Origin of the sequence: Thioclava sp. DLFJ5-1 (genome assembly GCF_002020115.1) — a bacterium.
Lineage (GTDB): Bacteria > Pseudomonadota > Alphaproteobacteria > Rhodobacterales > Rhodobacteraceae > Thioclava > Thioclava sediminum.
On sequence record NZ_MPZU01000005.1, the window covers coordinates 397,945 to 417,032 of the forward strand.

22 protein-coding genes are annotated in these 19,088 nt (G+C 65.0%); 2 read left to right on the top strand and 20 right to left on the bottom strand.

Annotated elements, in window-relative coordinates; all coding sequences use genetic code 11:
* Positions 1-48 precede the first annotated feature (48 nt).
* Positions 49-513 (bottom strand): RpiB/LacA/LacB family sugar-phosphate isomerase, encoded by a 465-nt coding sequence (locus BMI86_RS16835; RefSeq protein WP_078542364.1) that lies wholly within the window; start codon positions 511-513, stop codon positions 49-51.
* Positions 510-1,295, bottom strand: a complete 786-nt coding sequence (locus tag BMI86_RS16840; RefSeq protein WP_078542365.1) for a triose-phosphate isomerase — start codon at positions 1,293-1,295, stop codon at positions 510-512. The genes BMI86_RS16835 and BMI86_RS16840 overlap by 4 nt, the downstream gene beginning before the upstream one ends.
* Before the next feature lie 134 nt (positions 1,296-1,429).
* On the opposite strand from BMI86_RS16840, the gene tkt reads away from it, so the two are divergent.
* Positions 1,430-3,436 carry a transketolase gene (tkt, locus tag BMI86_RS16845; RefSeq protein WP_078542366.1) on the top strand — a complete coding sequence of 669 codons (2,007 nt, stop codon included), beginning with the start codon at positions 1,430-1,432 and terminating at the stop codon, positions 3,434-3,436.
* 115 nt (positions 3,437-3,551) lie between these two features.
* Here tkt and BMI86_RS16850 read toward each other — a convergent pair whose 3' ends face one another.
* The 15 genes from BMI86_RS16850 to BMI86_RS16920 all read right to left on the bottom strand — a co-directional run bounded on the left by BMI86_RS16850 (position 3,552) and on the right by BMI86_RS16920 (position 17,014).
* Positions 3,552-4,283, bottom strand: a complete 732-nt coding sequence (locus BMI86_RS16850; protein WP_078542367.1) for a hypothetical protein — start codon at positions 4,281-4,283, stop codon at positions 3,552-3,554.
* Positions 4,273-5,211, bottom strand: coding sequence for a sugar kinase (locus BMI86_RS16855; RefSeq protein ID WP_246831748.1), 939 nt, complete (start codon positions 5,209-5,211; stop codon positions 4,273-4,275). The genes BMI86_RS16850 and BMI86_RS16855 overlap by 11 nt, the downstream gene beginning before the upstream one ends.
* A gap of 12 nt (positions 5,212-5,223) precedes the next feature.
* The gene (locus BMI86_RS16860; RefSeq protein WP_078542368.1) at positions 5,224-6,174 is read right to left on the bottom strand and encodes an NAD(P)-dependent oxidoreductase; all 951 of its coding nucleotides are present in this window, start codon (positions 6,172-6,174) and stop codon (positions 5,224-5,226) included.
* The gene (locus BMI86_RS16865; RefSeq protein ID WP_078542369.1) at positions 6,171-6,914 is read right to left on the bottom strand and encodes an amino acid ABC transporter ATP-binding protein; all 744 of its coding nucleotides are present in this window, start codon (positions 6,912-6,914) and stop codon (positions 6,171-6,173) included. The genes BMI86_RS16860 and BMI86_RS16865 overlap by 4 nt, the downstream gene beginning before the upstream one ends.
* A gap of 59 nt (positions 6,915-6,973) precedes the next feature.
* Complete coding sequence (locus BMI86_RS16870) at positions 6,974-7,801, bottom strand: transporter substrate-binding domain-containing protein (protein ID WP_078542370.1); 828 nt, start codon at positions 7,799-7,801, stop codon at positions 6,974-6,976.
* 35 nt (positions 7,802-7,836) lie between these two features.
* Complete coding sequence (locus BMI86_RS16875; RefSeq protein WP_078521256.1) at positions 7,837-8,493, bottom strand: amino acid ABC transporter permease; 657 nt, start codon at positions 8,491-8,493, stop codon at positions 7,837-7,839.
* A gap of 1 nt (position 8,494) precedes the next feature.
* Complete coding sequence (locus BMI86_RS16880; protein ID WP_078542371.1) at positions 8,495-9,163, bottom strand: amino acid ABC transporter permease; 669 nt, start codon at positions 9,161-9,163, stop codon at positions 8,495-8,497.
* 135 nt (positions 9,164-9,298) lie between these two features.
* Entirely contained in the window at positions 9,299-10,312 is a 1,014-nt protein-coding gene (locus BMI86_RS16885; protein WP_078542372.1) for a LacI family DNA-binding transcriptional regulator, read from the bottom strand.
* A 79-nt stretch (positions 10,313-10,391) separates the two neighbouring features.
* Positions 10,392-11,840: a DUF2252 family protein gene (locus BMI86_RS16890; RefSeq protein ID WP_078542373.1), complete on the bottom strand. Its 1,449-nt coding sequence runs from the start codon at positions 11,838-11,840 to the stop codon at positions 10,392-10,394.
* 83 nt (positions 11,841-11,923) lie between these two features.
* Positions 11,924-12,859 carry an asparaginase gene (locus BMI86_RS16895; protein WP_078542374.1) on the bottom strand — a complete coding sequence of 312 codons (936 nt, stop codon included), beginning with the start codon at positions 12,857-12,859 and terminating at the stop codon, positions 11,924-11,926.
* A gap of 10 nt (positions 12,860-12,869) precedes the next feature.
* On the bottom strand, positions 12,870-13,415 hold the full coding sequence (locus BMI86_RS16900) for a biotin transporter BioY (protein WP_078542375.1): 546 nt from the start codon (positions 13,413-13,415) through the stop codon (positions 12,870-12,872).
* 1 nt (position 13,416) lies between these two features.
* Positions 13,417-14,031 carry an energy-coupling factor transporter transmembrane protein EcfT gene (locus BMI86_RS16905; RefSeq protein ID WP_078542376.1) on the bottom strand — a complete coding sequence of 205 codons (615 nt, stop codon included), beginning with the start codon at positions 14,029-14,031 and terminating at the stop codon, positions 13,417-13,419.
* Positions 14,006-14,752, bottom strand: a complete 747-nt coding sequence (locus BMI86_RS16910; protein WP_246831749.1) for an ABC transporter ATP-binding protein — start codon at positions 14,750-14,752, stop codon at positions 14,006-14,008. Before BMI86_RS16910 ends, BMI86_RS16905 begins: the two co-directional genes overlap by 26 nt.
* Before the next feature lie 105 nt (positions 14,753-14,857).
* Positions 14,858-16,498 carry a BCCT family transporter gene (locus BMI86_RS16915; protein WP_078542378.1) on the bottom strand — a complete coding sequence of 547 codons (1,641 nt, stop codon included), beginning with the start codon at positions 16,496-16,498 and terminating at the stop codon, positions 14,858-14,860.
* 39 nt (positions 16,499-16,537) lie between these two features.
* Positions 16,538-17,014 (bottom strand): universal stress protein, encoded by a 477-nt coding sequence (locus BMI86_RS16920; RefSeq protein WP_246831750.1) that lies wholly within the window; start codon positions 17,012-17,014, stop codon positions 16,538-16,540.
* Between the two features lie 155 nt (positions 17,015-17,169).
* On the opposite strand from BMI86_RS16920, the gene BMI86_RS16925 reads away from it, so the two are divergent.
* Positions 17,170-17,748 (top strand): hypothetical protein, encoded by a 579-nt coding sequence (locus BMI86_RS16925; protein WP_210402734.1) that lies wholly within the window; start codon positions 17,170-17,172, stop codon positions 17,746-17,748.
* Positions 17,749-17,839: 91 nt separating this feature from the next.
* On the opposite strand, the gene rpmD is transcribed toward BMI86_RS16925, so the two are convergent.
* From rpmD to rplR, 3 genes are all read right to left on the bottom strand, one after another.
* Positions 17,840-18,025, bottom strand: coding sequence for a 50S ribosomal protein L30 (gene rpmD / locus BMI86_RS16930; RefSeq protein WP_075773858.1), 186 nt, complete (start codon positions 18,023-18,025; stop codon positions 17,840-17,842).
* 12 nt (positions 18,026-18,037) lie between these two features.
* Positions 18,038-18,607 carry a 30S ribosomal protein S5 gene (rpsE, locus tag BMI86_RS16935; RefSeq protein WP_075773857.1) on the bottom strand — a complete coding sequence of 190 codons (570 nt, stop codon included), beginning with the start codon at positions 18,605-18,607 and terminating at the stop codon, positions 18,038-18,040.
* Between the two features lie 114 nt (positions 18,608-18,721).
* Positions 18,722-19,081: a 50S ribosomal protein L18 gene (rplR, locus tag BMI86_RS16940; protein ID WP_075773856.1), complete on the bottom strand. Its 360-nt coding sequence runs from the start codon at positions 19,079-19,081 to the stop codon at positions 18,722-18,724.
* Positions 19,082-19,088: the final 7 nt, after the last annotated feature.

A 19,088-nucleotide genomic window follows, 5' to 3' on the forward strand; every position in this document is an offset into this window, starting at 1 on the left:
CAGTGAGTTGGGACCGGGCGGCGAACCGCCCGACCCTCGGGAGTTCGCTCAGTCCGTCGTGTGATACTTGGCGTCGACCGCGTCAATGGCCTGAACGTTGCCCGCCGATTTCCCCTCGGGATCGAAGGACGAGGACAGGAAGGCATCGGCGATGTCTTTCGCGAGCTCCGCACCCACGACCCGCGCGCCCATCGTGATGATATGCGCGTTGTTCGAGGTCGCCGCCTTGCCCGCCGAGTAAGTGTCGTGGGTTTGCGCGGCGCGGATACCCGGCACCTTGTTGGCCGAGAGGCAGACGCCGATCCCTGTGCCGCAGCACAGGATCGCCCGGTCATAGGTTCCGGCTTTCACGCCCGATGCGACGCGATCCGCGAGGTTGGCGTAGAATTCATCCGGCCCGGCCTCGGTGCGCGAAGCTTCAGTCACCTCGTAATCCGGGTTCTGGCTAAGATATTCGGCCAGGATCTTGGCGAGCGGTTCGCCGGCGCTGTCGCCGGCCACTGCGATTTTCATGACAGTTCCTCCGTTTTGACTTGTGCGTCCAGCGCGGCGTTGCAGCGCGCGAGAAGGTCGAGATATCCGGCCACGTTCCAAGCGGAGCGACCGATGAACAGCCCGTCGATATGCGGGCAGGAGATCAGCTCTGCGCAGTTGTCGGGATTGACCGAGCCGCCGTAGAGGCAGGGCACGCGGCGGCCCGTCACCTCCTGCGCGACCGCGATGATCTCGGCCTGACGGGCATCGGCGTAATCGGCCGTGGCGGGGATACCGTTTTCGCCGATGGCCCAGACCGGCTCGTAGGCCAGCCAGATCTCGGCCTGTTTCTGTTCGTCCGACAGTTTCGACAGCGCGCCGCGCACCTGCGTGGCCAGCACTTCTGCGGCCCGCCCCTCTTCGCGATCCTCGAGCGTCTCGCCGATACAGATGAGCGGGATCAGCCCATGGCGCACCGCAGCCTCCGTCTTGAGGCCGACCGTCTCGTCGGTCTCGCCGAAATGGGCGCGGCGTTCGGAATGGCCGAGCTCCACAATGTCGAGACCGCAATCCACCAGCATCGGCGCGGACACTTCGCCCGTCCAGGCGCCGGCATCGGCCCAATGCATGTTCTGCGCACCGACCAGCGCGGGCGTGTCAGCCAGCGCGGCCTTGACCTGCCGCGTCGCGGTGAAGGGCGGAATGACAAAGCTCTGGATACGCGGCGACAGGGTCGCAGCCGCGAGGCCATCCGCCCAGGCCAGCGCCTCGGACAGGGTTTTGTTCATCTTCCAGCTGGTGCCGATCCAAACCTCGGGCATGTCGAACGCTCCTCCGTCGTGTTGAGGTTAAATAACATGCGCCACGTTAGTTTCAACATTATTTTTGTTACTTTGTGATTTTTAATTGTTAGAACCTGTGACCGCTGCTAGCGTTCGCGGCATAGGAGGATCCCATGCTCGATCACGCTCAAGTCGCGGCCAAAGCCGCTATCGACCCTGAAAACTTTGCCCTCGCCAATTGCCTGCGGGCGTTGGCCATCGACGCGGTGAATGCTGCCAATTCCGGCCATCCCGGTGCGCCGATGGGCATGGCCGACGCGGCCACCGTGCTGTTTCGCAATCATCTGAAATTCGACGCCTCGGCCCCCGACTGGCCCGACCGCGACCGCTTCGTTCTGTCGAACGGCCATGCGTCGATGCTGCTTTACGGGCTACTGCATCTGACCGGCTACGAAGACATGACGCGCGACCAGATTCGCAATTTCCGGCAATGGGGCTCAATCACGGCCGGCCATCCGGAATGGGGCCATGCGAAGGGCGTCGAGACGACGACCGGCCCGCTGGGACAGGGTTTGGCGACCGCCGTCGGCATGGCACTGGCCGAGCGCGCGCTGGCCGCCGAGTTCCCCGGCCTCGTCGATCACCGCACCTGGGTGATGCTGGGCGACGGGTGCCTGCAGGAAGGGATCGGACAAGAGGCGATCTCGCTTGCGGGGCATCTCGGGCTGGGCAAGCTCAACCTGCTTTACGACGACAATGACATCACCATCGACGGGCCGACCTCGGTGTCCTTCTCGGAGGATGTTCCGGCGCGGCTTGCGGCCTGCGGCTGGCATGTGATCCGCTGCGACGGGCATGACGCCAAGGCGCTCGACGAGGCGATGGAAGCGGCGAAGGCCGAGACCGCGCGTCCCAGCTTGATCGCGATGAAGACGGTGATCGGCTTCGGCTCGCCGAACCGGGCGGGCACGGCGAAGGCGCATGGTGCACCGCTCGGGGACGAGGAAGGCGCGCTGGCCAAGCAGGCGCTCGGTTGGGACGCAGCGCCGTTCGATATCCCCGAGAACCTCGCTGCAGCCTGGGCCGCCATCGGGGCCCGTGGCACGCAGGCCCGCGCGGAATGGGAGGACGCCCTCGCCGCCTCGAGCAAGGCCGCCGAGTTCACCGCCCGCGTCGCGGGCAAGCTGCCCGAAGGCTACGCCGCCGCCGTCGAGGCTGCGCGTGCCGAGCTGTTCGAGAAACCGCAATCGGTCGCAACCCGCAAAGCCTCGCAGATCGCGCTGGAGCATCTCGCCAAGGCGGTGCCTGCGATGATTGGCGGCAGCGCCGATCTCACCGGCTCCAACCTGACGCGCGTTGCCGCGGTCGACTCTTCCTACACCGCCGCCCAACCGGGCCGCTATATCGGCTACGGTGTGCGCGAGTTCGGCATGGCGGCGGCAATGAACGGTCTCGCGCTGCATGGCGGCTTCAAACCCTATGGCGGCACGTTTCTCGTGTTCTCGGATTACGCGCGCAACGCGATCCGCCTGTCCGCCTTGATGGGGCTTGGCGTCACCTATGTGATGACCCACGACTCCATCGGTCTGGGCGAGGACGGCCCCACGCACCAGCCGGTCGAACATCTGGCCTCGCTGCGCGCGATCCCCAACCTCAACGTGTTCCGGCCCGCAGATGCGGTGGAGACGCTGGAGGCATGGGATATCGCGATCCGGTCGACAGGCACGCCGTCTTTGCTGGCGCTGTCGCGGCAAGGTGTACCGCAACTGCGGGGCGCGGGGGATGAGAACCTGACCGCGCGCGGCGCCTATGTGATCCGCTCCTTCGGGGAGGGCCGCGACGTAACACTTCTCGCGACAGGGACCGAGGTGGCGCTGGCCGTGGAGGCCGCAGAGGCGCTGCATGCGGACGGCGTCAATGTCGCCGTGGTCTCGATGCCATGCTGGGAGTTGTTCGACGCGCAGTCCGAGGAGTACCGGGCCGAAGTTCTCGGCACCGTGCCGAGGATCGCTGTCGAGGCCGCGTCGGCCTTCGGCTGGACCCGCTACGTCGCGCGCGAAGCGGATGTGATCGGCATGCCGGGCTTCGGCGCCTCCGCTCCCGCAGAACGGCTCTATGCCGAGTTCGGCATCACCAAAGATGCGATCGTTGCGCGCGCCAAGGCGCTGATCGCGGGCTAAAGTTGGTGCGGGCCTGAGCGACAGGCCCGCGCTTTTTCCTCAGCCGTCGAGGCGGCGCTCGATCCCCGACGACGAGCCTGTTGCCCCATCGACCAACCACAGCGTGCTTGGGCTTTCAGAGCGCCCGCGTGGTCATCGAAACCTGACAGCCCTCGAGCCCGCCACGCACCTCCGCGCCCGCGGGCAGAGGTTGCGGGCCGATGCGCGCGCCGGTGACGATGCAATGCTCCGCCCGCAACCCCGGCCCGATGACGGCGGCCCGCTCGGCAAGGAAGCTGAGGAAGCACAAGATCTCGGAGAGCGACATGCCCGCGGCCATCGTGGGCGGATCGGAAGGCGTGCCGATCGCAAGCGGCAGGCGCGTCAGATCGCGGCTCTGCCAATCCGGGACCTCGTCGCCCAGCACGATCGCCTGGTTCGAGAACCGGTCCGCCATCTGCGCCAGCGGCGGCTGTTTTTCGAGCGCGGCAAAGCGCGACTGCAGCACCTCGAAAGCGACATGAACGCTGCCGATCGCATCCACAATCTCGGCAGGCTTGGCCTTGGGCGAAATATCGGCGCGCAGTCGCACGGCGATCTCCAACTCAAGCCGGGCATGGGGCGCGACGGCGAGGGTCGTCCCCGACGGGTGGATCGCTCGGTTCAAAACAGGTGCGCAAGACAGGTCGCGCCCGCCCAAAAGCGCGTGTTTCCAGCCGCCCACCGGACCGAGATGGCGCAGGCTCTCGGCCTGCACCGCATAGGCCTCCGCCGGGCTTTCCGGGAGCGGGTTCAGCGCGTCGAGCGTCTCGCCGTCATTCGCGGCGGCCAGAGCTTCTGCTGCGCTTGCGATTTGGTCACGCTGCATGATGTGCAACCTCTTCTTTCATAGCTTCGCGCGGGATAATCGCGCCGGGATTCCGGACGACGCAGCTTGCGAGCCGTGCGCCATCGAGAATTGCCGCCTCCAGCGGCTTGCCGCGTTGCAGGGCAGAGAGAAGCGCGGCGTCGAAACTGTCGCCTGCGGCGGTGGTGTCGACGGCCGCGACGGGCTTGGGCAGCGCAACCCGTAGCGCTTTACACGATGCGTCGCGCGCCAGCACGGTGCCGCCGCCGGTCGTCAGCACGATCATCCCCGGCGCATGTGTCTCGCAGCGCGCCATGCCCGCCTCGGGGTCGGTCTCGTCCCAAAGGGCCGCGAGATCGTCGAACGACGGCAACGCGAGGCTCGTCACCGCCAAGGCGCGCTCCGTCCACTCCGCCGCCTCGGCCCGGTCGCGCCAGAGCCGCGGGCGGTAATTCGTGTCATAGGCGACGGTGACGCCGCGCTGGCGCAGCGCATCGAGCTCCGCCAGCAGCCGCGCGCGCGCCTCCTCGGGAAGGATCGCCAGAGTGATACCGGAGAACAGCAGAACGCGCGCCTGACCGAGCGCCGCGACCTCAGTCCCTTCCGCGCCGAACATCCGGCGCGCCGGCGCCTGATCGCGCCAATAGGTGAAGCTGCGCTCACCCGTGGCATCGGTGGCGATGAAGCTCAGCCCCGGGCTGCCATTGGCCTCGGCCCCGATCGCCTCGATCTCGACACCCTCCTGCGCAATCGTGTCGCGCATCCAGCGGCTCATCCCGTCTTCGCCCAGCCGCGAGAGATAGCCGACCCGCAGATCAGGCCGCAGCCGCGCGAGATAGATCGCCGCGTTGAGCGTGTCACCGCCGAGGCGACGATGGAACAGATCGGGCGTTGCGGGATCGTTAGTGAACTCGGCGAGAGGCTCGCCGATGCAGAGAAAGTCCAGCATGTAAGGCTCCGATCAGGCAGGCGTTACCGGGCTCGGAAGCGGGCTTCCGGCCAGATAGGCGTCGATATTGGCGATCACCAGCTGCGCCATCGCACGCCGCGCCTCGTTCGTCGCCGAAGCGATGTGCGGCGTGAACAGCGTATTGGGCGCGCGCAGAAGACCGTCCTCCGCCCCATCGGGCGCGACAGGTTCGACTTCGAACACATCGAGCGCAGCAGACCCCAGCGTGCCACCATGCAAGGCCGCGGCCAGCGCCGCGCTGTCGACGACCGAGCCGCGCGCGACATTGACCAAGGTGCCCTCGGAGCCCAGCGCCTCCAGCACCGGCGCATCGACGATATACCGCGTCTCGGGCGTGGCCGAGAGCGTGACGAACAGGACATCGCTTTCGGCGGCCAGCGTCCGGGCGTCGGAGCGCCACGCGTCCGGCGCATCATCATGGGGCTTGCGCGCGTGGTAGATCACATCGCCCCCCAGCGCGCGGAGCATATCCGCCAGCGCCCGCCCGATCCGGCCATAGCCGAGGATACCCGCCCGGCAGCCGGTCAGCGCCTGACCCAGCCGCGGTTTCTGTCCGTTCGACCAACCGCCGGAGCGCAGCAGCCGCTCGCCCTCGCCGATCCGGCGCCGCACCGAAATCGCAAGACCCAGCGCCAGTTCGGCCACTGCCTCCGACAGCACGTCGGGCGTAGTCGTCACATGGATGCCGCGCGCGGTCGCCGCATCCAGATCGACCGCATCGGTACCGACACCATTGACCGCGATCAGGCGCAGGTCGGGAAATTCAGCGATCTCCTCGCCCGAGAGGCCGCGCGCGCCGCTGGTCAGCACGACCTCGATGCCCTCGCGGGCCTCTGCATCGCGGGTAACCGGATGCTCGGCGCAGAACGCTTCCATCATGTCGGCGGGCTTCAACTCGATCAGTGCGAGGATCGACGGGTTCGATTTGGCCTCGTCCTTCATGAGATCTGCCCCAGGAAGTTGCGCAGACGCTCGGATTTCGGATTGCCGAAGAACTCCGCCGGCGGCCCTTCTTCGATGATCGCGCCCTGCTCCATGAAGATCACCCGGTCGGCAACGGCGCGGGCGAAATCCATCTCGTGGGTGACGCAGAGCATCGTCATGCCTTCGCGGGCCAGATCGATCATCGTGTCGAGCACTTCCTTGACCATCTCGGGATCGAGCGCCGAGGTCGGCTCGTCGAACAGCATGATCCGCGGCTCCATGCAGAGCGCCCGCGCAATCGCGACCCGCTGCTGCTGGCCGCCGGAGAGTTGGGCGGGAAACTTGTCGGCCTGCTCCGGGATCTTCACGCGCTCCAGATATTTGCGCGCGGTCGCCTCTGCCGTGGCCTTATCCGCACGTCCCGTTTTAAGCGGAGCGAGCGTGCAGTTCTGCAGAACAGTCAGATGCGGGAACAGGTTGAATTGCTGGAAGACCATCCCGACATCGCGACGCACCTTGGCGACGTTCTCGCCGCCAGCCGTCAATTCGATCCCGTCGACGGTGATCTTGCCGTCCTGAATCTCTTCGAGCTGGTTGAGCGTGCGGATCAGGGTCGATTTGCCGGAGCCGGACGGACCGCAGACCACGATCCGCTCGCCTTGTTCGACCGTCAGATCGATCGACTTCAGCGCCTGAAACGCACCGAAGAACTTGGTGACGCCGCGCATCTCGACGGCGGGCTGCTGTGCTTGTGTCATGGGATGCCTTGTAGGGTGATCCGGCGCAGCGCGGGGGCTGCGCCGGATATGAAGTGAGATCAGTTCGTGGCCGTTTTCGGCGTCGCGGCTTCCTCAGCCGAGCCGTTGCGGACGAAATCGGGGATGTCCGTCGCGAGCCACTGCTCGGAGATCTTGTCCATCGTGCCGTCTTTCATCGCGGAACCGACGAACGCGTTGATCTTCGCCAGAAGCTTGTCTGCGCCCGGCTCGACCGCGATGCCCTGAACCTGGCTCGAGAGCGGGAACTTCTCGTCGAAGCGACCCGGCGCGGCCTTCTCGATCTGGGCGGCCACGACGTTCGACACGCCGATCAGCGGCACCTGACCCGAAAGCAACGCCTGCACCGCGCCTGCATCGTCGTCGAAACGGCGGATCGTTGCGTCATCGGGGGCGACCTTGGTCACGCCCGCATCCTGCGTCGAGGCGCGCACGACGCCGACCGAATCGCCCGACAGATCAGCCGGCTTGGAAACCTTCTCGTCCTTCTTGCCGTAGACCATGATCTCGATCCCGGCATAGGGGCGCGAGAAATCGACCCGCTTGGCGCGCTCGGGCGTGATGCCCAGCGAGGCGACCAGCACGTCGACCTGACCCGAGAGCAGGTAGGGGATGCGGTTCGGGCCGGTCACCGGCACGATCTCGATCTTGGTGCCGAGGTAATCGGCGAGCGCCTTGGCGGTATCGGCGTCATAGCCTTCCGGCTTGCCGGTGGTGCCCATCAGACCGAAGGGCGGGAAATCGACGAGCATGCCGACTTTGAGCACGCCGGCCTTCTCGACCTGATCGAGCGTGGTGGCCTGCGCCTGACCTGCCATCAATGCGCCGACCGTCAGGGCCGCCGTTGCAACTGTCTTGAGAAACTTCATGGATTACTCCTCCTAAACCTGAAGCGGGTGAAAAATCAGCGGGTGAATGCGAGGCGCATCCGCCCTTCCAACCGACGCGCGTAAAGCGACAGCGGCCAGCAGATGATGAAGTAGATCGCGGCCACCAGCCCGAAGACGACGAACGGGTCGAAGGTCGCGTTGTTGACGATCTGACCGGCGCGGGTCAGCTCGGTGAAACCGATGATCGAGGTCAGCGAGGTGCCCTTGATCAGCTGCACGAGGAAGCCGACCGTCGGGGCCACGGCGATCCGTGCCGCCTGCGGCAGAACCACATGCTGCATCCGGTCGCGATAGCTCAGCGACAGCGCGGTGGCGGCCTCGGTCTGCCCCGAGGGCACCGCCTCGATCGAGCCGCGCCAGATCTCGCCCAGATAGGCGCTGGCATGGAAGGTCAGCGCGATCGCCGCCGCCAGAAGCGGATTGATCGGCAGGTTCAGCACGGTCAGGCCGAAATAGAACAGGAACAGCTGCATCAGGAGCGGCGTGCCCTGGAAGATGCGGATGAACCCGGCGCTGATCCGGCGCAGCGCTTTCGAGCCTGAGCTGCGCGCCAGTGCCACGAACAGCCCGCCGATTGCGCCGCCGATGAAGGCGATGGCCGACAGCAGAAGCGTCCAGCGCACGGCCTCGATGATGAACAGGATGTCGGAAGGTCCGAATTGGCGGATCATGTCAGCGGCTCGCAGGATAGTTGAATACGGCGTTCTGGATGAGCTTGAAGAGCCCCGAGAACAGCAGCGAAAGGACAAGGTAGATGCCGGTCACGACGAAGTAGATCTCGAAGCTGGCGAAGGTCTTGGCGTTCAGATCTGCGCCGATGGAGGCCAGATCGTTTGCCGAGATCGTCGAGACGACCGACGAGGTCAGCATCAGGTAGATGAACTGGCTCGTCATCGCCGGATAGACGTTGCGCAGCGCCGGTTTCAGGATCACGTAGCGGAAAATCTGGATCGGCCCGAGACCCAGCGCGCGCCCGGCCTCGATCTGGCCATTGGGCACGGATTCGATCCCGGCGCGGGTAATCTCGGTCCCGTAGGCGCCGACATTGATCACCAGCGCGATCAGCGCCGCGACATTGGGATCGAGCGAGATCCCGATCGCGGGCAGCCCGAAATACAGAAAGAAGATCTGCACGAGGAAAGGCGTGTTGCGGATGATCTCGACATAGGCACCAACGATCGCGTGCAGCACCTTGGAATGCGACGTGCGCGCGGCAGCCCCCAGAACCGACACGATCAACCCCAGGATCATCGCCGCGAAAGACAGGCGGATGGTCAACCATGCGCCATAGAGCAGCAGGTCGAAATTCTCGAATACGGGCGTGAAATTGAAGTGATACACGTCGCCTCCCCTGCGTGTAACCACATGCCTGCTCGCTCCTCAACGATCGGACATATGCATTTTTAGATCGATCTAATTAGAACGATCTAAATCCTGAGTCGCAAATCACGGATGCGTGATGGTCTTTGGTGGGGATCAGTCGACGGGGCCGGTGGTGTCGCGCACCCGCAGGCGGGGCGTCACGATCTCGGATTTGAGCTCTGCGCTCGGGTCCTTGATCCGCCGCAGCAGCAGCTTAGCCGAGGCCGCCCCGATCTGGCGCGGGAAGACCTGCACCGTCGTCAGGCGCGGCGGCGCGCCGAGATCGATGAAGGACAGGTTATCGTGCCCCACCACCGAGAGATCGCGCCCCGGCATCAGGCCGAGGTCGAACAACCCCCGCAGCAGACCCGAGGCGAGAATATCGTTGAAGCAGATCGCGGCGGTCGGGCGCGGCTCCAGCGCCATCAGCATCGCGGCCGATTGCGGCGAGCCATCCCATTCCAGCGGCACGTCGATCACCCCGGCATTGACGAGCCCCTGCGCGCGCAACTCCTCTTCGAAGGCCCCGAGACGTTCTTCCCGCGTCGACACCTTCCCGGCGAGCGAAACAAAGGAGATCCGCCGGTGGCCGAGATCGCGCAGATGTCGCACGCTCAGTCGTACTGCGAGGCCGTGGTCGGACCCCGCGAAATCACTCAGATCGCGCCCGACATGGCGCATCGCCTGCACCAGCGGCACGCCTGCTGCGACCAGCTTCTCTATCGTGTCCGGCTCGGTTCCCTCGGCGGGAAAGAGGATGATCCCTTCGGCATCGTGCTCGCGCAACCGGCGCAGCAACCCTGACTGCCGCTCGGGATCATCGCGCGAGCTGGCCAGCATGACCTGATAGCCCTGCTCGTCCAGCTCGGCCTCGATCCCCTCGACGAATTCCGAGAAGAAGCTGTTCACCAGGTTCGGGATGATGACGCCGACCGTGCGGCTTTTCTGGCCGCGCAGACGGGCTGCCCCGCTATTGGGCACGTAGTCGAGCTCGGCGATGACCTTCTCGACCTTCTCGCGCGTCTTGTCCGCGACCAGATCGGAGCCGCGAATGACGAGAGAGGCGGTCGCGCGGGACACGCCCGCCGCCCGCGCCACATCCATCAATGTCGTACGCTTGACCGCCATAATCGCGGAGTAACGACACGAAGGCGATCACGCAAGCACGACAGATTCGGCGCGCCAACCGCTGCCAGGACGCGAGACCCTAGCGGTAATGCTTCTGCGTCATGTCGAAGGCGCCGCGCTTCAGATCCATCTTGAAGAACTTGTGGTCGCGCTTGAGGCGTTTCACCGCCTCGCGCCCGAAACACAGCAAGTCATCGACGAACAGGTCGAAGGGCTGCATCGCCTCGATGATGCGCGGCTCGATCCGGTAATCCAGTTCGCCCGCATCGTCGGAGCGCGCATGGGCCTGCGCCAGCGCCTGACCGCAAGCATGGGCATAGTCGCGCCAGCTGCCCTTCGAGAGATCGTCGAGATCGATATCGTCGCGGAACGGCGCGCGCTCGCGCGACATGAAGCTCATCTCGTCGATCTCCACGCTGCCGTAGAACACGTCGCCCTGCGCCAGATGCACCCGCTGGCCATGCGCGATCCGGTCGCCCTTGTCGCCGGCGACGAAATCATTCTCCGGCACGAGGCCTTCCAGCGCGGATTGGCGGGCGCGCTTGAACTCGATGATCAGATCGTCGCTCGCATCCTTGCTCGGCCCTTCGATCAGGCAATAGTAGCGCGGCAGCCCGAGCGAGGCCGTTCCCTGCCCGTGGCGGATGCAGACATCCTTCACCTTCAACTCGCCCGCGCGACCGCCCGGATCGATCCCGTTCTGCTTGGCCACGTCATTGATGTAGCCCTGAAACTCCGAGATTCGGCTGGAGATCGGCGTCAGTTCGTCATTCGCCCGGAAGCCCCGCCCGGTCTCGTTGAGATAGCGATCCCAGAGCCATTTCTTCCGGCTCTTGCGCGCCTTCTTGAACATCCGCTGGATCACCTTCGGGCTGTTATCCGGGCGCATCTGCTGGCTCGCCTCCTTGTCGTGACGGGCGTAGAGTTCCATCCCGTCGCGATAGCCCTCGACGAATTTTCGCACGATCTTCTCACGGTGCTTTTTCTTCTGATCGCCCTCTTCCTTGGCCGCGATCAGGAAGCCCGTGATCCCGCGCTTCAGATCCCAGGTGAAGGGGCCGTAAAGCACGTCGTCGAAATCGTTCACGCCGAAGATCGGCACGTTATCGGCATTGGGCATGATCCCGAAATTCTCGGGGTGGACGTCCCCGAGCGCCAGCACCGTCGGCATCCGCTCATCCTCGCCCAGCATGTCGCGGTGGAACAGAAGCGAGGTGCCGCGGAAGAAGGAAAACAGCGAATCCGCCAGTTCCTCGAACTTCTCGCCCGCGCCCTCGGCCTTCTCGTCGATACGCACCGCGTGGTCCTCAATGATCGTGGAGCGCACATGCAGGCGTCGCGCGAGCCCGGTCAGATCGCCCGGACGCATCACGCAGGGGTATTTCACATAGGCCTCGGCAAGCTCGCGATAGGCCTCGACGCGACTCTGGAGCTGTTCGACGGGCGCGACCCCGGTGGCCTTGCGCGACCGCTTCGGGCTTTGCGCTTTCGAATTGGAAGATTTCGGCTTGTTGTTGCCTTCGGCCATGGGAGGTGCTCCTTTTCGGGGTTCGCTCTCCTAACGGAAAGGCGGGCGAAGACGTTCCGAAAAACCGGCGTGAACACCAAAGATCAGGGCGTGTATTCCCCGCAAAGCGCGCGGGACAGGCGGGCGGCCCGCTCCTGCGGATCGTCGCGCGAGAGGACATGGGCGAGCTTTGTATAGGCCGCCTCGGGCGTCATGTCGCGCCCGTCGATCACCCCATGATCGCGCAGGATCGCCCCCGCCGCATAGGTGCCAAGCGCAATGCCGCCCTCGGGACATTGGCTGACCGCGATGACGGGGATCGCGCGCTCTTGCGCAGTGGCAAGTGCTGCGCGCACGCCGGGCGTGTCGGGCGCAGTGCCAGAACCGTAGCAACGCAGCACCAGCCCGTCGCAGGTCTTGGCGGCATGTTCGAGAAGGCTCTCCTCCGCCCCCGGCGCGACGGCCAGAACGGCGATCCGCGCGGGCCGGATCGGGTGGCGCGTCAGGCGCGGCCCCGGCTGGCTAGGCGGAATGTCGGACGGATCGGCGGCGAAGGCGTCGAAGGCGCGCGAATGGCTTTTGCGGACCCGCGCGCCGTGCAGCACGCGTCCTGCAAATTGCACCCAGACGCCGGGCTCCGCCTGCCCCGCTGCCGTGATCGCGTCGCGCAGATTTCGCGCGCCGTCATTGCCTTCGACCGACAGCGGCAGCATCGAGCCGGTCACGATCACTGGCTTGGCCAACCCTTCGAGCGCGAAGCACAAAGCCCCCGCCGTATAGGCCAGCGTATCGGTGCCATGGGTCACGATCACGCCGTCGTATCGGTCGTGATGCGCGGCAATGGTCTCGGCAATCCGGTCCCAGTCGGCGGGCGTGGCATTGGCGCTGTCGATCAGCGGATCGAGGCGCAGGGTCTCGACCTCGCGCCCCTCGGGCAGCGTGGCGAGGAACGCCTCGACCACGCCCTGCTGCGGCACGAAACCCGCGTCCGAGGCGACCATGCCGATCGTGCCGCCCGTATGGATCAGAAGCAGCGCCACGCCACGCGTCTCAGTGCCGCGACAGGACGCTGGAAGGCCGCGCGCGCGACAGCGACACCGTCAGCGCAGCCACGATCAACGCCTTGATCATGTCACCCGGGATGAAGACCAGCATCAGCGAGGTGCTCTCGATCAGGCTTTTGCCAAGCGCGAGCGACAGCCCGACGATCCCCATCGCGTAGGACAGCACGATCCCGCCAAGGATCGCCCCCACGAAGACCGAGGCACCCAGCGGCACGGAGCGCCACTTCTCGACGATGAAACCGGTCAGCCACGCGGCCAGCGGCCAGCTGAACAGGAACCCGCCCGTCGGGCCGAAGAAGACACCAAGCCCGCCGCGACCACCGGCCAGCAGCGGCAGACCCACGGCCACCAGCAGCAGGAACAGCAGAACCGCCAGCGCACCGCGCTTCGATCCCAGCACGGCGCCGGCCAGCATGATCCCAAGGCTCTGCGCCGTGATCGGAACCCCGAAGCCCAGCGTGATCTTCGGGATCAGCGCGAGCACTGCAATCAGGGCCGCAAACAGCGCGATCAGCGCGACATTCTTTTCCATCTCAAGTCTCCCTCTCGGATGTGAGCCCTCCGCGGGCCCGTAGCGCATCGCCGACATGGTCGGCATCGTCAAGCGCAAGAAGCGTGAAGGGCAGCACCAGCCGCCAGCTTGGCCGCCGGGTGGCGCGGGCGCGCCAGCTCTCGGTGAGGCGCCCCCCTTTGTTGGTCAGCACCGGCACCATGCGGATCACCAGCGCGATTGCGATCTCCAGCGCAGCGGTCGAAAGCCCGAAGCGGCGCAACGGCGTCGTCAGCCAGCGCACCACCGAGATCATATCACTCAGCCGCGTCGTCATCGACACGAGGTTCGCCAGCGCCACGGCAGAGATCATCCGCATCACGATCACCGCGCCCTGCACCAGCTCGCCGATCACCGCCTGCCAGATCGCGACGATCACGATGAAGGGCCAGAGCAGTTTCAGCGCCGCCAGCCCCGCGTGCAGGAAGGCGCGGCCCGGCAAGGCATAGGCGATCGCGATCGCCGTGACGACGCCCGCAAGGATCAGCGGGTTCTCGATGTAGAACAGGCCCACGGTCGCCACGCAGAGCGCCGCGAGCTTCAGACCCGCAGGCCAGTCATGGGCGGCGGTCTTAACGGGAGAGCTGAGCGATATCATCGGCCTCTCCCGCGCGGGTCATCTCTTCGACGTAGACGGGCAGCACCTCGCCCGCCGCGCCATGCATCCGCAGCCGTCCTTGGTCGAGCCAGAGGATTTCGTCGTAATGCTCCAGCTCGCGCGGGTCATGCGTCACCTGCACCAGCGTCCCGCGATAGAGCGTCAGCGCCCGGCCCAGCTGCGCCTTGGTCGGGATGTCGAGGCCCGAGAAGGGCTCGTCGAGGATCAGCAGGTTCGGGGCCATCGCGCTCACCGCCATCAGGCACAGAAGCTGCTTCTGGCCCTGGCTGAGCGTGGTCACATAGGCGTCGCGCCACGCCGCTTTGCCGAACTGCTCCAAGGTGCGATCGGCCATAGCCTCGGCCTCGGGCTTCTTCATTCCCTGCTGACGCAGCCCGAAGGAAATCTCTTCGATCACGGTCGGAAAGATGATCTGATGATCGGGGTTCTGGAACAGGATGCCGACCTCGTGCAGCGCGGCCTTCCGGTCGGCGGCCAGATCGTGCCCGTTGATCCGCAGGCTGCCCCGGCTCGGCGCGATCAACCCCGCCATCAGTCGCGACAGGGTGGATTTGCCCGACCCGTTGCGCCCCACCACGCCGATGCGCCGGGCGCGGGTCTCCAGCGAAATCCCCTCCAGCACCGGACGACCGTCAAGATCGTGGCCGAGATCGGAAATCGCGATATGGCTCGCGGAGGTTTGGGTCGCGCCGTCAGACATGCGCCGGGTCATATACGCAGACGCGCCGCGTTTCCAGACGCCCTGCACATAGCGAAAGGCGCGCGAGGTCTCCCCCGCGCGCCTTTGTCTCAAAGCTTGGTCGGCTTACCGAGGTTCGGTCCGCAGACCCTTCCAGATCGCCCAACACATCACCAGCAGAACCAGCGTGAAGGGCAAGCCGGTCGAGATCACCATCGCCTGTAGCGCACTCAGACCGCCGCCGATCAAAAGCACGATCGCGACCGCGCCCTCGAAAGTGGCCCAGAACACACGCTGCGGAACCGGTGCGTCGACTTTGCCGCCTGCGGTGATCGTATCGATCACGAGCGAGCCGGAGTCCGACGAGGTCACGAAGAACACGATGACCAGGACGATCGCGATGACCGAGGTGATCGAGGCCAGCGGAAGCCCCTCCAGCATCGCGAAGAGCGACAGCGGCGGGTTGTAGCTATCGATGACCTGCGCCTTCACCAGCGAGCCGGACGGATCCGAGATCACCTGATCGATCGCAACACCACCGAAGACCGCCATCCACAGCACGCAGACGAGCGACGGGATCAGCAGAACACAGATGATGAACTCGCGCACGGTACGGCCACGCGACACGCGGGCGATGAACATGCCGACGAAGGGCGACCAGGAGATCCACCACGCCCAGTAGAACGCGGTCCAGCCGTCGCGATAGCTGTCATCCGTGCGCCCGATCGGGTTCGACAGCGGGATGATGTCCTTCGCATAGGCCAGAAGACCTTGCCCGAAATCGGTGAAGATCATCAGCGTCGGGCCCGCGAAGAGCACGAAGAGCAGCAGCAGCGCCGCGATCCCCATGTTGATCTCCGAAAGCAGCTTCACGCCGCCATCGAGGCCGCGCAGCACCGAGAACAGCGCCACGCCGGTGATCAGCGTGATCAGGATGATCTGCACCGTGGTGTCGATCGGAACGCCGAAGACGTGGTTGAGACCCGCATTCGCCTGCTGCGCGCCGAAGCCGAGCGAGGTCGCAAGGCCGAACAGCGTCGCGAACACCGCGATGATGTCGATGATATGGCCGGTCCAGCCCCAGACTTTCTCGCCGAAGATCGGATAGAAGGCCGAACGGATCGTCAACGGCAGACCCTTGTTATAGGAGAACAGCGCCAGCGCGAGCGCCACGACCGCATAGATCGCCCAGGGGTGCAGACCCCAGTGATAGATCGTCGCGGCGAGGCCCATTTCCTTAGCCCGTGCGACGTTCTCCGGGATCAGATTGCCATCCGCATCGAAGGGCGAAGGCGTGCCCAGAGGCTGCGAGACCGCCATGTGATAGACCGGCTCGAGCACGCCGAAGAACATCAGGCCGATGCCCATACCGGCTGCGAAGAGCATCGCGAACCACCCCATATAGGTGAAGTCCGGCTCCGCATCCGTGCCGCCCAGACGCACTGCGCCATAAGGCGAGACGATCAGCGCGAGGCAGAAGATGACGAAGATGTTCGCGGCGCTCATGAAGAACCAGTCGAAGGTCGAGGTCAGCCACGGGCGCATCGCGCCGAACAGCGAACTCGCCTGTTCAGGCAGAGCCAGCGCATAGAAGACGAAGGCCACGATGGACAACGCCGAGATCATGAAAACAGGGTTGTGAATGTCGAAACCGAAGGGCCCTACATGCCCTTCGACGTTGTCTTGACCGATCTCATAGTCGGTCTCGATCAGTTGCGTGTCCCCTTCGGGGGCAGGGATGCCCTGAACTTCTTCAGGTTCGGCCATATGCCGTCCTCCTGTCCTTATTGGTTATATTGGTCCGCGTTATCCGCGTACGAGAAACACCGACGCATCGCTGTGCGCGGCGAGGTGGCCGCCATGCGACGCAAAGAGATAGTTGGCCGCGTTGGGCACATGCGTGGCCATCACCACCAGATCGGCCCCAAGATCGTCAGCCGTCTTCAGCAGCGTCTTGTCGAGATCAACGGCCGGATCGGGCACGATGACTGCCTTCGATGACCCCTTATGCCCAAACTCGTTGGCATGGCTCTGCGCGAAATCGTCCAGTTTCGCGGCATATTCCTTGGCATTGTGGCCGAATTCGCTCGGCTCTTGGCTAGTGACACCTATGAAAACAACTTCTGCGTCGTGTTTCGCTGCGATTTCCGAAGCGACTTTCAACGTCTTGCCCATCTTCTCGACATGACGCAGGTCGACCGGAACCATGATTTTTTCAAACATATCGATCCGTCCCTCAGTCTTGAAGCGCAGCACCCTATTGCAGGATGCAACGATATCCAACCAACCCAGTGTGTCACATTCGGTTCCGGATTTCGTGAAGAAAAATTAAAGAAATGACATGCCCGCCTCGGGGCCTGCGGCGCGCGGTCACATCGGCGCCGGATTCCGTCCTACGTCGCCGTATGACTTCCAGTTGGCTCAGGAAGGAGAGACCGATGCGTTTTCACAGCTCACTTGGAACAAGACTTAGCGCGATAGTCACCGTGATCGCGGTCGTTTTAGGCACGGCATTGCCCGCGCACGCGGCGCTCAGCTCGGCGGAACATAGGGCGGTGCTCGCGGCGCTGGATGACGAGTATCACGCGCAGGCCACCTATCGGGCGATCATGGAGAGGTTTGGCGCCGTGCGCCCCTTCTCGAATATCGAGCGGGCCGAGATTTCCCATGCTGCGGCGCTGATCGCTGTGCTGCGGGAGAACGGGCTATCCGTGCCCGCCAACCCTTATCTGAGCGGGGCCAAGCCTCTTGCCCCGGTGCCGGGCACGCTGGCCGAGGCCTGCGCGCTTGGCGTGCAGGCGGAGATGGCGAATTCCGGGCTCTATGACGGACGGCTCCTGCCGGCGGTCGCCGGGAATGCCCAACTTACCCAGATCCTGACGCGCCTGCGCGATGCCTCTCAGACCAAACACCTGCCCGCCTTCCAGCGCTGCGGGGGCGGTGGGCAGATGCAGGGGCGCGGCATGGGCGGCCAAGGGCGCGGCTATGGCGGCGGCAGAGGCCCCGCCTGGAACTGAGGCGCCCTGCCCTCCGAAGACACACCCCACGAATGCAAAACGCCCCGGCCTTTCGGTCGGGGCGTTTCGGTATTCAGACGAACCGGTCGGCTCAGCCGCGCTCTTCGACGATTTCGACGAGGTGCGGGATTTTCGCGACCATACCGCGGACGGCCGGGGTATCTTCCAGCTCACGGGTACGGTTCATCTTGTCCAGACCCAGACCTTTCAGCGTGGCACGCTGGATGGCGGGGCGACGGATCGGCGAACCGATCTGCTTGACGACGATGGTAGCCATTGATCGCTCTCCTTACGCTTCCGTGGCTTCGGCAGGTGCCTCAGCCTCGGGCTTCTTGAGGATGTCGGCCACTTTCTTGCCGCGGCGCGCAGCCACCTGACGGGGGCTTGCTTCGCGGGTCAGACCGTTCAGCGTGGCACGGATCATGTTGTAGGGGTTCTGGGTGCCGGTCGATTTCGACACGACGTCCTTCACGCCCAGCATCTCGAACACGGCACGCATCGGACCACCGGCGATGATCCCGGTACCTTCCGGTGCGGTGCGCATCACGACCTTACCAGCGCCGTGACGGCCCTCGATGTCGTGGTGCAGCGTGCGGCCATCGCGCAGCGGGACGCGGATCAGGTTGCGCTTCGCTTGCTCGGTGGCTTTGCGGATCGCTTCCGGAACCTCTTTGGCCTTGCCTTTGCCGAAGCCGACACGGCCACGCTGGTCGCCGACGACCACGAGGGCTGCGAAGCCAAAGCGCTTACCACCCTTCACGGTTTTAGACACGCGGTTGATCGCGACGAGGCGATCGGCGAATTCCGGGTTTTCGTCGCGGTCGTCGCGGCGGCCCCGGCGGTTGTCACGTTCTGCCATGAGGCATTCCTTCTCGTGATGGCGTGGTTTCACGCCGTTTGTCTCAATCCAGGTGCCCCGCCCCGAAGGGCGCGGCCCGGATCATCGGGGGGACGCGAACGTCCCCCACCAGTCTTAGAACTTCAGACCGCCTTCGCGGGCTGCGTCGGCGAGCGCCTTGATCTTCCCGTGGAACAGGAAGCCACCGCGGTCGAAGTAGCAGGTTTCGACACCGGCCTTCTTCGCACGCTCGGCGATCGCGGCGCCAACTTTGGCTGCCGCTTCGACGTTGTTCTTGCCGACCACACCGAGATCTTTCTCGAGCGTGGAAGCGGCGGCCAGAGTGCGACCGTTCACGTCGTCGATCAGCTGAACGCTGATGTTTTTCGACGAACGATGCACCGAAAGACGGGCGCGACCAGCGGCCATCTTGCGAAGCTTGTTCCGGACGCGCAGGCGGCGCTTGAGGAACAGATCCCGTTTGCTGTTTGCCATTTTCGCG